This is a genomic window from Oleiphilus messinensis, from assembly GCF_002162375.1.
GTDB classification, from domain to species: Bacteria; Pseudomonadota; Gammaproteobacteria; order Pseudomonadales; family Oleiphilaceae; genus Oleiphilus; species Oleiphilus messinensis.
The window spans coordinates 2,815,001-2,829,902 of record NZ_CP021425.1; the positions used below are offsets into that span (position 1 = coordinate 2,815,001).

7 protein-coding genes and 2 rRNA genes (1 of these 9 only partly in view) are annotated in these 14,902 nt (G+C 46.6%); 8 read left to right on the top strand and 1 reads right to left on the bottom strand.

Translation table 11 applies throughout. From position 1 onward, the window contains the following. From OLMES_RS12410 to OLMES_RS12435, 6 genes are all read left to right on the top strand, one after another. Positions 1-2,742 (top strand): 23S ribosomal RNA (locus tag OLMES_RS12410) (it extends 139 nt beyond the left edge of the window). A 110-nt stretch (positions 2,743-2,852) separates the two neighbouring features. After that, positions 2,853-2,968: ribosomal RNA gene (rrf, locus tag OLMES_RS12415) — 5S ribosomal RNA — on the top strand. A 118-nt stretch (positions 2,969-3,086) separates the two neighbouring features. Then, positions 3,087-3,728 carry a class I SAM-dependent methyltransferase gene (locus OLMES_RS12420; protein WP_087461546.1) on the top strand — a complete coding sequence of 214 codons (642 nt, stop codon included), beginning with the start codon at positions 3,087-3,089 and terminating at the stop codon, positions 3,726-3,728. 73 nt (positions 3,729-3,801) lie between these two features. Next, on the top strand, positions 3,802-5,280 hold the full coding sequence (locus OLMES_RS12425) for a Wadjet anti-phage system protein JetA family protein (RefSeq protein WP_087461547.1): 1,479 nt from the start codon (positions 3,802-3,804) through the stop codon (positions 5,278-5,280). 12 nt (positions 5,281-5,292) lie between these two features. Further along, entirely contained in the window at positions 5,293-5,937 is a 645-nt protein-coding gene (locus OLMES_RS12430; RefSeq protein WP_087461548.1) for a DUF4194 domain-containing protein, read from the top strand. A 2-nt stretch (positions 5,938-5,939) separates the two neighbouring features. Then, positions 5,940-9,569 carry an ATP-binding protein gene (locus OLMES_RS12435; RefSeq protein ID WP_087461549.1) on the top strand — a complete coding sequence of 1,210 codons (3,630 nt, stop codon included), beginning with the start codon at positions 5,940-5,942 and terminating at the stop codon, positions 9,567-9,569. A 104-nt stretch (positions 9,570-9,673) separates the two neighbouring features. Here OLMES_RS12435 and OLMES_RS12440 read toward each other — a convergent pair whose 3' ends face one another. After that, positions 9,674-10,897, bottom strand: coding sequence for an acyl-CoA desaturase (locus OLMES_RS12440; protein ID WP_232465326.1), 1,224 nt, complete (start codon positions 10,895-10,897; stop codon positions 9,674-9,676). 482 nt (positions 10,898-11,379) lie between these two features. Between OLMES_RS12440 and OLMES_RS12445 the strand changes: the two genes are divergently transcribed. Next, on the top strand, positions 11,380-11,787 hold the full coding sequence (locus OLMES_RS12445) for a CC0125/CC1285 family lipoprotein (RefSeq protein WP_157678286.1): 408 nt from the start codon (positions 11,380-11,382) through the stop codon (positions 11,785-11,787). A 330-nt stretch (positions 11,788-12,117) separates the two neighbouring features. After that, entirely contained in the window at positions 12,118-14,898 is a 2,781-nt protein-coding gene (locus OLMES_RS28590) for a LuxR C-terminal-related transcriptional regulator (protein ID WP_087461552.1), read from the top strand. Positions 14,899-14,902 lie beyond the last annotated feature (4 nt).

Consider the following 14,902-nt stretch of genomic DNA (forward strand, 5'->3'; position numbering starts at 1 on the left):
AGGTATCTCTTTTCTGAATACATAGGAAAAGAGAGGCGAACGCGGAGAACTGAAACATCTAAGTACCCGCAGGAAAAGAAATCAACCGAGATTCCCTCAGTAGCGGCGAGCGAACGGGGATTAGCCCAAAAGCGTCATGACGAATAGAAGAACGGCTTGGAAAGGCCGGCCATAGAGGGTGATAGCCCCGTATTCGAAATTCTATTGGCGTGAAATTGAGTAGGACGGGACACGTGTTATCCTGTCTGAACATGGGGGGACCATCCTCCAAGGCTAAATACTCCTGACTGACCGATAGTGAACCAGTACCGTGAGGGAAAGGCGAAAAGAACCCCTGTGAGGGGAGTGAAATAGACCCTGAAACCGTATGCGTACAAGCAGTGGGAGCAGACTTGTTCTGTGACTGCGTACCTTTTGTATAATGGGTCAGCGACTTATTTTTAGTAGCAAGGTTAACCGTTTAGGGGAGCCGTAGGGAAACCGAGTCTGAAATGGGCGTCAAGTTGCTAGGAATAGACCCGAAACCGAGTGATCTATCCATGGGCAGGTTGAAGGTTGAGTAACATCAACTGGAGGACCGAACCCACTCCCGTTGAAAAGGTAGGGGATGACTTGTGGATAGGAGTGAAAGGCTAATCAAACTCGGAGATAGCTGGTTCTCCCCGAAAACTATTTAGGTAGTGCCTCATGTATCACTTCCGGGGGTAGAGCACTGTTTGGGCTAGGGGGTCATCCCGACTTACCAACCCCATGCAAACTCCGAATACCGGAAAGTGCAATCATGGGAGACACACGGCGGGTGCTAACGTCCGTCGTGGAAAGGGAAACAACCCAGACCGCCAGCTAAGGTCCCAAAGTGTATGTTAAGTGGGAAACGATGTGGGAAGGCACAGACAGCTAGGAGGTTGGCTTAGAAGCAGCCACCCTTTAAGGAAAGCGTAATAGCTCACTAGTCGAGTCGGCCTGCGCGGAAGATGTAACGGGGCTCAAACATGCCACCGAAGCTGCGGATCTTTTCGAAGATGGTAGGGGAGCGTTCTGTACGCCGTTGAAGGTCAATTGAGAAGTTGGCTGGAGGTATCAGAAGTGCGAATGCTGACATGAGTAACGACAAAGGGGGTGAAAAACCCCCTCGCCGGAAGACCAAGGTTTCCTGCGCAACGGTAATCGGCGCAGGGTGAGTCGGCCCCTAAGGCGAGGCTGAAAAGCGTAGTCGATGGGAAACAGGTTAAAATTCCTGTACCTCGTGATATTGCGATGGGGGGACGGAGAAGGCTAGGCCAGCGCGGCGATGGTTGTCCGCGTTTAAGGTGGTAGGCAGAGGACTTAGGCAAATCCGGGTCCTTAATGCCGAGAACTGATGACGAAGCTGAACTTGTTCAGTGAAGTGGTCGATGCCAAGCTTCCAAGAAAAGCCTCTAAGCTTCAGATATCACGGGACCGTACCCCAAACCGACACAGGTGGTCAGGTAGAGAATACTAAGGCGTTTGAGAGAACTCGGGTGAAGGAACTAGGCAAAATAGTGCCGTAACTTCGGGAGAAGGCACGCCGGCCAGGGTGAAGGATTTACTCCGTAAGCCCCAGCCGGTCGAAGATACCAGGTGGCTGCGACTGTTTATTAAAAACACAGCACTCTGCAAACACGAAAGTGGACGTATAGGGTGTGACGCCTGCCCGGTGCCGGAAGGTTAATTGATGGGGTTAGCATTAGCGAAGCTCTTGATCGAAGCCCCGGTAAACGGCGGCCGTAACTATAACGGTCCTAAGGTAGCGAAATTCCTTGTCGGGTAAGTTCCGACCTGCACGAATGGCGTAACGATGGCCACGCTGTCTCCACCCGAGACTCAGTGAAATTGAAATCGCAGTGAAGATGCTGTGTATCCGCGGCTAGACGGAAAGACCCCGTGAACCTTTACTACAGCTTCACAGTGAACTTTGACATTACTTGTGTAGGATAGCTGGGAGGCTTTGAAACTCGGACGCCAGTTCGAGTGGAGCCAACCTTGAAATACCAGCCTGGTACTGTTGAGGTTCTAACTCAGGTCCCGAAACGGGATCGAGGACACTGTGTGGTGGGTAGTTTGACTGGGGCGGTCTCCTCCCAAAGCGTAACGGAGGAGCACGAAGGTGCGCTAAGTACGGTCGGACATCGTACGGTTAGTGTAAAGGCATAAGCGCGCTTAACTGCGAGACAGACACGTCGAGCAGGTACGAAAGTAGGTCTTAGTGATCCGGTGGTTCTGTATGGAAGGGCCATCGCTCAACGGATAAAAGGTACTCCGGGGATAACAGGCTGATACCGCCCAAGAGTTCACATCGACGGCGGTGTTTGGCACCTCGATGTCGGCTCATCACATCCTGGGGCTGAAGCCGGTCCCAAGGGTATGGCTGTTCGCCATTTAAAGTGGTACGCGAGCTGGGTTTAGAACGTCGTGAGACAGTTCGGTCCCTATCTGCCGTGGACGTTGGAGATTTGAGGAGAGCTGCTCCTAGTACGAGAGGACCGGAGTGGACGAACCGCTGGTGTTCGGGTTGTGATGCCAATTGCATTGCCCGGTAGCTATGTTCGGACGGGATAACCGCTGAAAGCATCTAAGCGGGAAGCCCCCTCCAAGATAAGATCTCCCTGAGGCTTGAGCCTCCTGAAGGGCCCTTAAAGACCATGAGGTTGATAGGCTGGGTGTGTAAGCGTTGTGAGGCGTTGAGCTAACCAGTACTAATTGCCCGTGTGGCTTGACTATATAACACCCAAGCGGTTTTGACCCAAAATCAAATGACTGTGAATCTTATTTACTCGCTTTGTTCAGCCATGAACAGTTAAAGACAGAACGCATACGATCAACTTGTTTTGTCTGACGATCATAGCGGACGTGAACCACCTGATCCCATACCGAACTCAGTAGTGAAACCGTCCAGCGCCGATGGTAGTGTGGGGTCTCCCCATGTGAGAGTAGGTCATTGTCAGGCTCCTAATTAAAAACCCCAGTGGTAGACACCACTGGGGTTTTTTCGTTTAAGTGTCTATATTGATGTCTGCATTCGTGTCTGTATAGGTGTCTGTATAGGGTGTCTGGGTTTTGGTGTTATGATTCACTCTGATTGCCCGCTTTGTCACGGCAAATCAATTTTCGAATATCACGTAGATAAAGTTCGTTCGTACGTCCAATGTTCACGCTGTTCTCTCATCTTCGTACCTCCTTGTTATCACCTCACTCCTGAACAAGAAAAAAATGTATACGATCTCCACGAAAACAGTTTTGAGGATCTGGGTTATCAACGCTTTTTGAGTCGAGTAGCTGAGCCAGTAAGTTCAAGATTTCCGATCCACACAAAAGGCTTGGATTTTGGCTGTGGGCCTACACCAGTGCTTGCGCAAATGTTACGAATGCAAGGTTATCAAATCAGTACATATGACCTGTTTTATGATAATAACCCTGCCGTGCTAGATGAAGCATACGGATTTATTACGGCTACAGAGGTGTTTGAACATTTGTCGAACCCTAAATTAATACTCGAAAAACTGCTTAGCCAGTTAGATGACTCTGGAAGCCTGTTTATCATGACGAAACGTGTAGAGAACCAGCAAAAATTTTCCACTTGGCACTATATCAGGGATCCGACTCATATTACGTTTTTCAGCAATGAATCATTTCAATATATTGCGGAAGAATACGCGCTCAATTTGGAGCTCATCAAACCCGATGTAGCCGTACTGTCGAAAAGATAATTGCATTATTTCTCTTTCCTCCCATCAATGCAGTTGCGATAATATTCGGCTTTTCTGCTCAAAGAACCTCTAGATGATCAGTAAAACTAAATCAGAACAGTACAGCGAAAGCCATCGATTTTTTAGCAATGACCGGAATGCGATGTTCAGACCATTAAATGGTAAATATCGCGAAGTTACGGTCACTTGTATGAAGCTTTTGTACCGAAGACTCTACAGCAGTATGGCTGATTATGGGCATGCATTAACCCGTGAACAACTGCTCGAGATATTTTTGGAAGCACTCGCCAGAAATCCGGATTGGGAATTGGATGGTGATTCAGATACAGATTTACAAGGCCCAAAATCAAATCGTGAAACGGCACTACACCTGTTAAATCAACTCTCAGATTATGGTTGGTTGGAGATTCAAGTTGATGAAGTAAATCTCAGTTCAAGGTATCACTTCACACGAGCAGGTCGATTATTTACGCAGTGTTTTGTAGAACTAGAAGGAAAAAACGTTCGCACACGTCATCGAAACACACGAAATACACGCAATGCCTTGACCGCCTTTGCGAGTACCCATGAGGTTTATGACTTGTTGGATGCGTTTGAGTTTTCCGAGCGCATAATCAGTGACTTTACTGATGTGATTACCGAGCTTGAAGAGCGAAAACGATTGTTGGTACACGATATGGAAGTTACTCAATTAATCCAGCGAGCCAGTGATGAGTTTTTCGAGTTTATGGAGCGTCGCTTTCAACCGGATGTGGCGGTTCGTCTTTCCGCAGATTCCGTTGAAAAACACCGTGATGAAATTGTTATACTCCTCGGACGAATAAGGCGGTTACCTAAAGCTAATAAAGTAGCAGCAGAGCGTAAATTGCGAGAGTTGTTGCCAGACCAGGTGGTCGAGAATCAATCCCTGTTATGGTTTATTCTGGAGCAAATAGAGCAACGCGTCATAAATGCCTGTGAAATCATGCTACCCGCATTGCGGGAGTCCTTGCGAAACTTCACTCGTCGAGCAGATATTATTATTCGACAAATGACCTTTCTTGCCAGTCAACGAAATCATGATGTCAGTTCAGTATGCAAGGCGCTCTGTCATCTCGATTCTCCAGAACAGTCAAGACGTCTGGAGGTGGCAGCAGAGATAATGTCGCCATTATCGATCACTCTGCAAGATCCGAAGCAAATGCAATTACGGGAGTACCGGGTTGTTGAGCCAGTTAATACATTGATGGAAGCAGACGTTGATGTCGACGAATACGATCGAAGGGAGTTGTTTATTCAGAATGCGCTTGACCAGGCATTTACTCTCCATGACGAGAATAGCCGCAAATATCTGGAGTCTCAACTGCGGGAAGGGCAGATGATAACCAACGACAAGTTACCTATCACATCGGCCAGAGAGTTATTGGCTGCAGTTAATCTTGTGGGCCTAGCGGCTACTAATACCCGTTCCAGTGAGTATCAATTCGAGATTCACCCAACAGGTAACTCAGTATCAACGGACTATCTGACGTGTACTGACCAATTCACCATCCGACTCTCAAAGAAAGACTAGATTCAGTTATCCATGACTATCATACCTGCCATCGAAACAGCGCTTGAAAAAGAAGGGCTAACCACCAAAGATTTTACTGACGTTTTACTCAGATTGTTGGATTTCCAAATCATTTGCCGAGATGAGAGTCAGGTCGAACAACATTACTATGATCGTTTTATTCGTATTGAATCCCTCGTAGTTGAGTATCTATCTCTTTTGGGCATTCGACTATTCCACGAGCGTGAGTTTACATACGTACGTGCCTACCCGCCGGGTGCCGAGATTCCTGGTTGGCACGATGAAGGTGACCAACCCTTTAATACCGGTCTTAGATCCCGTTTAACACAACAGGAAACAGCGCTCATTCTTATTTTGAGAAGTCAATACGATAAAGCTTTGTGTGAAGGCAAGCTGGACGATCAGGGGTGTGCAATGTTGAGTCTGGAATCGCTTAACATTGCGATGAAAAATCTGTTGCAACGTTCGTTACCAGAATCATTGACTGAACGGAAACTACTGTTCCGTCGTATCAGACAATTGCGCTTGATTCAGCTAGCTACTGAGGATGTACTGGATGGTGGTGATACGTGGTTTCGCATTCGACCACAGATTATGAGTTTCGTCAGTGATGAGGCGTTAAACATTTTGCGTGGTTCGGAAAACGGGGAAAGCTAGTCATGTTTTTGAAAAAATGCATCTATGTGAATTGGGGAAATGTCCCGAATTCCGAGCTTGAGTTCGGACCGATTAACCTTTTTTCTGGCGGTAATGGCTCAGGAAAAACGACTGCAGCAGATGCGCTCCAGACTGTGATGACGGCAGCTCACGACACATTGTTTACATATAATCCCGGACAGGATGAAGCGACTCAAAGAGGTCGTGGTGGAAAGCAGGTTCGAACACTGGCCTCCTATATTTTGGGATGTGACGATGGATCTTATGCGCGCTTAGGGGTCACAGATGGCTATATCGCAGCATGTTTTCACCCTACCGAGGGTGAAGTAAATGAGCCGTTTACAGCGGTAATCTGTTGTCGTGCACGTATCGAACAATCGGGTAAAAACCGGATAGCGCGGCAGACGGAATTGTTTTTTTTGATTATTCCGGGTCACGAGCTATACCTTGAACGTGATTTTGTCAGAACGGATGATCTTGGCGCGAGGCACATAATATCACTCGATTCAATTGCTACGCGATTGAAAAAAGACTTCCCGGTTGAAAAATACGAAACAAAAAAAGCATATTTGAAGCGTTTGTACGGTGCGCTGCGCTCTAAGAGTGCTGATGTAAGTGAACGTGAAGCACTCAATGCTGCTCGCGCGTTTTCAAGGTTTATGGCTTACAAACCGGTCAAAAGTATTAATGATTTTGTCGCGAACGAAATCCTTGAAAAAAAAGACCTTGGCGATGCGATTCGTACAGTATCTGACCTTCTAAAGTCAATTCATGGTATGGAAAGTGATGCCAATCGATTAAAAGAGTCGGCAAACCTTTTAAATTCTGCCAAGCATTCCGGTGAGGCCTATATCGCAAGCTGGATTAATTACCATTGCTGGGGGTGCACTGAAGCTCAATTCAAGTTCGAACGTCAGAGCGCGGCATTGCATGCATTGACAGCAAAAGAAAATCAGCTCATTTCCGAAAAGCAGGCTAACTCCCATGAGCGAGAGAAAATATCAACCCGGATAGAGCGCACAGATGAGCAGCTTCTGGAGTTAACTGCGAAACGGCTTGGTTTCCAACCATTGCAGCAGAAGGACGAGCTTGAGAAACACATCGCTCAATTGAGTTATGAGCTGCATAAATCCGCGCCGCTGTTATTGCAACAAAGTAAACGACTGGATCAGATTCTGCGGACATCAGCGTCACTGGTCGATGAATTACGCGCTACTGATTTCACACTCGATCTTGATGCAGCCTATCAAAATTTACTGACCACCTGTGCCAGACAACTCCTTAAATCTACGGGGAATCTCAGTCTGGACTTAACTAGCCTGTTCAGCCGGGATTGGATTGATATTAGTCCCTTGGAGTCCCATCTCGATGCGGCAGGACGAATTCAGCGGTACGCGAACGAATGGTTTGGCCTGATCCATGGAGATTCGGGCACAGGAGTTAATCTGCGAGCGCATTCACTCAAGCTGCTCCAGAAGCGTGAGCAACATAAAGAAAAAACGGAAGCAGCACGATTACAAAAACAGGCAGAGATAGATTATCTTTCTGCGCGACAATCGATCTATCCTCAACATATTCGAAATGCAGTTGAAACGATCGAAAAGCATTGTCCGGGGTCAGACCCGCGGGTGTTGTGTGATTATGTCGAAGTAACGAAACCCGAGTGGCAAAATGCCATAGAAGGGTACATCGGTGGTGCCAGATACTCCATTATCGTACAAGCTGACTGTGAAGCAGAGGCGATGAAAGTTGTGCGGAATGCCAAATTAGGCGGTTCTGTTAGAGTTATTCAAAGCGAACAAGCTAAAGCTGATGCTTCCCGCTTTAAAGTCGGTAAAGATTCAATTCTACAGGTTCTTAAATTTCATCACGCTACAGCTAAAGATTACATCACTGCGAGCTATGGCAATGTACAACGGGTTAATGATGAAGAGCAGCTGAGACGTACACGGAGAGGGGTTACGTCCACCGGGCTTGGCTCCGGCGCTTACAGCATGTGGCGTTGTGCGATTTCTGATGCTGATCTGGTGTTTGGTCAGGGGGCCCGTGAGCGAGCTTTAGCGGCGAAACAAGTGGAACTTGAAAATCTGTTAGCAGAGAACCAGAAGGCCGCTGAGTTATGGCAAAGGACAGATCGTTTTTTCAAAATGATTGAGCGCATTAGTGAAGTCGATTATGCCGAACAGTTGCGTTATATGGTTGAAAGTCATCGCAAGTTACAAGATGCCGAGACACAACTCTCCCGGTTGGATGTAAATGACTATGCTGAAATTGAGAATGAGCTTGCGAGATTTAAAACGGCTAAAGAAGAATTGTCGGAAAATTTGAAGTCGCTTTATGAAGCCCATGGCAGTTTGAATACCGAATTGCACAAGCTCATTAAAGAAAAAGAGTTGTTACAGTCTTTAATGCCAGAGTTGGAAGCCGGTGTACACAATAATGAAGCAAATTTAGAACGTATCCGGAAAGCCTGGCCGGATGTTGATGTTGAAGGCCGTCTTGCAGATGCCAGAAATCTGGGTAAAACCATTTCACCTGAGCGTTTGTCTGCAGAATTACAAACGGCACGAGCTGAAATGGATTCCAGAGTACATCAATTTGAAAGCGGTTTGATCACACATAACCAGCAAAGTCTTTCCGTGTATCAGATTCCTTATGTCTCGGATTACACGGAGCGCCATACGGAACGATTCTTCATTCGCACATGTGATACGTTTCGAGAGATAGATCGAGTCCACAATCAACTGTTAAATAATATCTTGGTTGAGAAGCTGGATAACCTTAAAAAACTCAAAACCACCTTTAATAACACATTCGTTGCGCACTTGTGTCATGCAATCTACCAGGCTGTGCAAGATGGTAAGCGGGTTTTAGACGAGCTAAATCGTGAGTTGGAACACCACCAATTTGGTGCGGACCGAGAACACTTTTCATTCGGTGTTCGTTGGGTACCGGAGTTTAAAGAATACTGGGATTTTTTCACCGAAGTACGGAACATGCCGAACTTAGGTGATGGAACCACTTTGTTCGAAGCGGATCTGTCGGTCAAAGGGCAAAAAGTCAGAGACAAGTTGATGTTGATGCTGTTATCGGAAGATGAGCATCACGCACTCAGAGAGTTGGAGCGCATTTCCGACTATCGCAATTATCGTAATTACGAGATCTATAAGCAGCCAGAAGGGAAGCAACCCATTGCACTTTCTCAATATGGTACAGGGAGTGGGGGGCAGCTGGAAACGCCTGCGTATATTATTCGCGCTGCTGCGATCACATCCGCTTTCCGCTTTGCGACCGGTGAAAGTCACCTACGGATGGTGTTGGTGGATGAAGCATTTTCGAAAATGGATGAGGTGCGATCGAGGGAAGTCATTGGTTATCTGACGAAGACACTGGGTCTTCAGTTGATTTTTATTATGCCTACGAGTAAGTCCGGTCCTTTCCTGGATTTGATCAGTAACCAGTTTGTTTTTTCGAAGTGCCCATCAAAACATCCTGTGGGTGAATTAAACACCCGGGTTTTGCTGGATCGTCAACAATGTAACCAGGACAAGATTAAAGCGTTGTGGGCTGAGCACCGACGACAGATACGTCATCAATTCGCGTTGGATTTTATGGAAGAGTTCAAGTCTTGATGAAAACGTCTTAGCCTGACAAGGTAGAAATTAGCGTGTACTACCCCCAAAAAAGAACTGTTAGTAAACATTCTATTTTGGGGGGCGGATCCCGTTAGGCTAAATCAGGCTGTTGCAAGCATACGATTGAATTGTTTCAAGCGGTCTTGTTGTAACCGCAATGCATATTCTAATTCTTTGAACCGGCTCTTGACTGTTGATGTGTCAAATTTTGCCATTAGTGACTCCCGTTTCTGAGTCAGGTTCTCTCGTTGCTTCTTCATCCATTCGCCGCGTAGTTGCGTCCACTCATCCATGGTCGCCAGGAACTGTCGATATTCGTTCTCCATAACGGTTTTCCAGCTATTGTCTGCAGTATTGGATACTTTTTGCAGCGAGGTTTCCGCTCGTTGAAACTGCATTTTGACCATAGCTTCACGAATTTTAAAGGCGGGAGTACGGCGCAAGTTCTTGGCTAAACCAATTCTCGACCAGAAATTAATCAGCCACTTGGTAGGATCGATTTGCCACCAGCGTACACCATTGCGGTAGTCAGTCTGGAAGAAATGATGAAAATTGTGGTACCCCTCGCCATAGGTGAAAAGCGCCAATACTGGATTGTCTTTTGCTGTGTTGGTATCGGTGTAGGGCTGTTTCCCCCACATGTGACATAAGCTGTTGATGAAAAAAGTAAAGTGATGATTCAAAAACAACCGGAAAAACCCGGCCAGTAAGAGCGTACCCCAGACATCACCGTTGAGGAAGCCCAATATCATCGGCAACAAAATGGTGGAGGCGAATACGAATTTAAGGTAATGATTATGTTGTAGCATTACCACTTTGTCACGCTGCAAGTCTTTGGCGTTCGAGAAATCTTCCTGGCTGCTTTCATAGTGGCGAACCATCCAGCCCAGGTGTGCGAACCAGAATCCCCGGTTGATTGAGTAAGGGTCTTTCTCTTTACTATCAACGTATCGGTGATGGGTTCGATGACCCGATGCCCAGACCAGGATGCTGTTTTGCACCGACGCTGCACCCCAGAAAGCCAGCCAGTATTTTACGATTGGGTGAGCCTCATAAGCATTGTGAGCCCACAGTCTGTGGTAGCCTGCAGTTATACCAGTGCCTGAGAAGAATAAAAAAGCCGCGAATGTGAGCCATTCGAAGAGGTCAAAGCCATACATAAAGCCATATGCAGGCACAACGATCAGGGCGATACTGCCCGTTACCAGAAAAAGTATGGTGGCGACCCAATTAACTGGCGCCTCTTCTTTTTCAGAATCCATCCAGGAGCTTGAATGTTGTCTGCTGGAAAGCTGACTACGAGTAAAGTTCTTTGGTTCGGCCATGGGTGTGATCTTGTTTAAGTGGAACAGGAAAGTGCACGCTCAGCGCAAACCCCGTACACGCGTACATGTTCGGCGCACACCGTTTATTATTGAGTAGCCTAGCATTACATAATGACACTTGAGTGACTCGAGTAGGCGACCCCCTGCAGTATAACACGTCATAGGGTGATATTATCTACAGGCTTTTACTTAATTTTTGTGTCCACATGCAACTGAATTGATACTGATCATTTGAGCGAACAGTTGTTCTCCCCTGAGTCTGTGCACAGAAATTAACGGTTAATTAAAAACATAATGATTTCAAGCAACCGGCGTGTTAAATAATTAAATTTGAGAGACGTACCCGGAAAGGAGTAGACTTCTCATATAAACTTCTGGGTCTGCCTTACCTGCTTAACGCCGCAATATGATTGGCTTTGCGACCTAGAATAGTGATCCGACAAGTGAAAGCTTTTAATACTATGAATGGAATTGTCAGTAAAATGAACACCGTGATTTTGGGTACTTTGATAATGTTGTTATCCGCGTGTGCCAATGTCGAACTGTACGTCCCTAAAGAAGGTGATACTCCCCATGGCTACTACGCGCAGCAAATCACGCCGAACAGTTACCTGGTTTCTTACGAAACCTATAAGCCGATAACATCAGAAGAAGTAGAATCATTGGCTTTGCGGTACGCTGCGGAACTAACCCGTGAATTAAAATTCGGCGTTTTTGAAGTGATTCATACAGATCTGGAAGAAAATGTCGATTTGGTTGAGAGTCCAGAGCTCCGTGGCACAACCTATGCCTCTCTCCATGGCAGTAATACCGCCGTTACACCAGCTTATACCCGGGAGGTAAGGGTAAAAAGAGTCACCCTGGAGATTCTGATGTCCGAGCCACTCTAAGAAATGATGGCGAACAAAGTATAAAAATGGTGAACAAGGCATAAAAAAAGGGGCGCAACCAGTGCCCCTGTTTAAAAACCATTCCCTGGTTAAGGTCCTCATCCAAACATTGCAAGGTAATCTCAATAACGCTCTGGGAAAAGTTTTTCTCCTCGCGTTTGATTCTGTTTATTTTTAATGTTTTCCAAACCGGGTTCATCGTTATTTCGGATTAGGCTACGTGAAAAAATGAGTACTGGTTCGCGTTACTTGATGATTGTGTGCTCTCCGTTGGAAGATTAGGGTCTGATAAAGTACATACTCAGTAGGGGAAAAACTCCAGGGGACAATATGTCAACGTATGTGAGGGCGAATCAGAGTAAACAGTATAACAAAATGCAATTTAATGCCGAATTGGTGGAATTGGCAATGCTTGCGTTGGAATCTCGTTTGTGTGTAGTGCAAGGGCCGGCGGGATTTGGTAAAACGGCTTTGATTCGACATGTGCTGGAGGTAAATCGATACCAACATGTCTGGCTTACATTTTCGGAACTGGAAAATGAAACAGAATTGTTTTGGCAAAATATCTCGAATGCTGTTTCTGGCAAATTAAGACCAAGGGCAGGTGTTGGTGGTATTGGTAAAATCGTTGTAGATTCATCAAATACTCCTGACGCTACAGAGAGTCTGGAGAAACCCTTCGAAGCTTTGTTGTCAGAACTTGTTCGGTATTCTCGTAGTTGGCAATCCTCTGGATCTCTAATTTTGGTCCTGGATCAGTTCGAGACCATCAGTAACCCACAGTGCCAGGCCTCATTCAACAATTTTGTTAACCAAATCCCTGAGTGTATAAAAATCGTAATCGTAAGCCGCGTTGAACCCGAATTGCAGCTGGCGAAACGCAAAGCTCAACGGGAACTCGCGTTTATCAATTCTCGAAAGCTTCGGTGCGGAAGAGCACAGACTGAAGCGTTATTGTCCGCATGGTGTCCGGTCGAATGTTCTGAGGCACAGATCGATCAGGTTTGGGCATTATCTGAAGGCTGGATTACCGTAATTTCCATGCTTTGCAGCGGGCTGGAGGATGCTGCTGACCCTGAGCTGCAACTCCAGTTAGATCTGGAGTCGCCACGATTCTTCGATTCATATATTGAAACCGAGGTTTTACCCGCCTTATCAGAAAATACACAAGCGGCTCTCGGTTATTTGTCACTTTCGCCAATGGCGGAGCCGTTAGCGATCAAATTGGATAGCCAGCCTTCACCGCTGAATCGTTCTTCCCAGTTCTCGGGTCAATTTTCTTCACACTTGGCTTTTCTTGAATTAAAACGTGCTGGCTTGTTATTTGATGAACCTGATACCCCGCGAGATTTGTTTTTCTTGCCCAGGATTTTTCGTGACTGGTGTGCTCGAAAGAAATTGCTTGATCAGGAATTAGCGTATCGCTATAGAAAAGAGGTTGCGCATTGGTTCGAGGAACATGGGTATTGGTCGGACGCGATTGACTTGTATACCGCTTCTCAAAAATGGAAGGACGCTGAATCCTGCATTAGGCGGGCATTCGTTGAGTGGGTGAGAAGTGGTGAAATTATCCTCGCTCATCGTCATCTCTCTGGCTTTCCTGAGTCCTCGGTTGAGACCGACCCATGGTTAATGTTTCTGGATGCATTCAGACTTTTTTATATCCGTGAATATACCGCTTCGTTGGCGAGATTGGGCCGGGCTCGAGTTCTGGTTGAGGAATTGAAAGACACTAAAGGCGATGACGAATTTGCTGTCGACCAACTTAATGGTGTTTCTTTCTGCGATAGAGACTTGAGTGATCTTGCTGATACGATTGATTATTTTGCAGTGTATACCGCAATTCTGTCTGGAAACTACGATATCGCGGGATTCAATTCCCCGTCCATGAACTCGATATCCAATAGAGAATCCGAGTTTCTGAAACCGTGGGGAAAGCAATTAACTGCTACGCGTCAGTTTTGTGCAGGAAATATGATTGACGCGAAGCGGGAGGCCACAGAATCGTTGACGCTGGCGTTGAGATTGAACAATCGAGCAGCGATTTACGCCAGCCTTGATATTTTTAGTTCGATTTGTTTTCAGTTAAATGATATCCAGTCCTTACAGCATCGTCTGGACGAAGTTGAGACGTTTGTGGGCGTATCCTGGAGAAAGCATCCACTCGGACTCGTAGTTCCAATGGTCAAAGGGCGGCTGGCATTGGACCGGTCTGCTTTGGCTGAGGCAAAGCGATTGTTTGATGAAGCCTTAGATCTGGCATCGCACACGCCTTACTCGATGTACCATGTTTACATTACCTTTTTCAGGTGGTGGGTCAGCTGTAGTGAGGGTGATTTTTCAGCAGCGCAACAGGCCGTTACCATGCTGGAAAGTCTATGTCCAGATCCAAAGCGGCAACGGTACTCACTTACTCCCAGTCCGGCTAGATTGTCCGCGATAAATCATACTTTGATCAATGATTTCTCTGCATATTTTCGATGGGCCGCAGAATTTGATCCTGAGCAGAGATTGCCGGTCGCTGTGACCTATTATGATGAGCGGTTGGCATGGCTGCAGATCAGGCAGCTCAGGGGTGAGTATGTACACGAGGCGTTTCAGGAGCTCTATGAGGAAACAAAGGCGCTGGGCATGAACCGTATTGCGCTAAACGCGTTGATTTCTTCAGCGGTTGGTCACTATTACCAAGGAGAACCGGATCTGGCAGTTCCATTGATCCTGAAAGCGGGCCTTAAAATGCAACCTGAGAATGCATTGCGAATATTCCTTGATTTCGGGCTCGAGAGGATTCTGCCTGTCTTAAAAATAGTAAACACAACGCTTGGCACTCAACTTGTCGAGCACCGAACTTTAAATTATGTAGTCGCTGAAATATTCGGCCCCCGCGAAGAATCCAATGTAGTTCAAGGGATCCCGGAACCTTTGAGTGAACGTGAAACTGAGGTATTGAGAGCGCTGGATACGGGGGCGAGCAATAAACAACTCTCGGAAAAGCTGGGTATTTCCCTGTCTACGGTCAAAGCCCATTTGCGTAACATTTATGGCAAAATGGGGGTAAACAATCGGACTCAAGCACTCGCCAGAGCCCGTCAGCGGCAGATCCTTGAATAGTTGA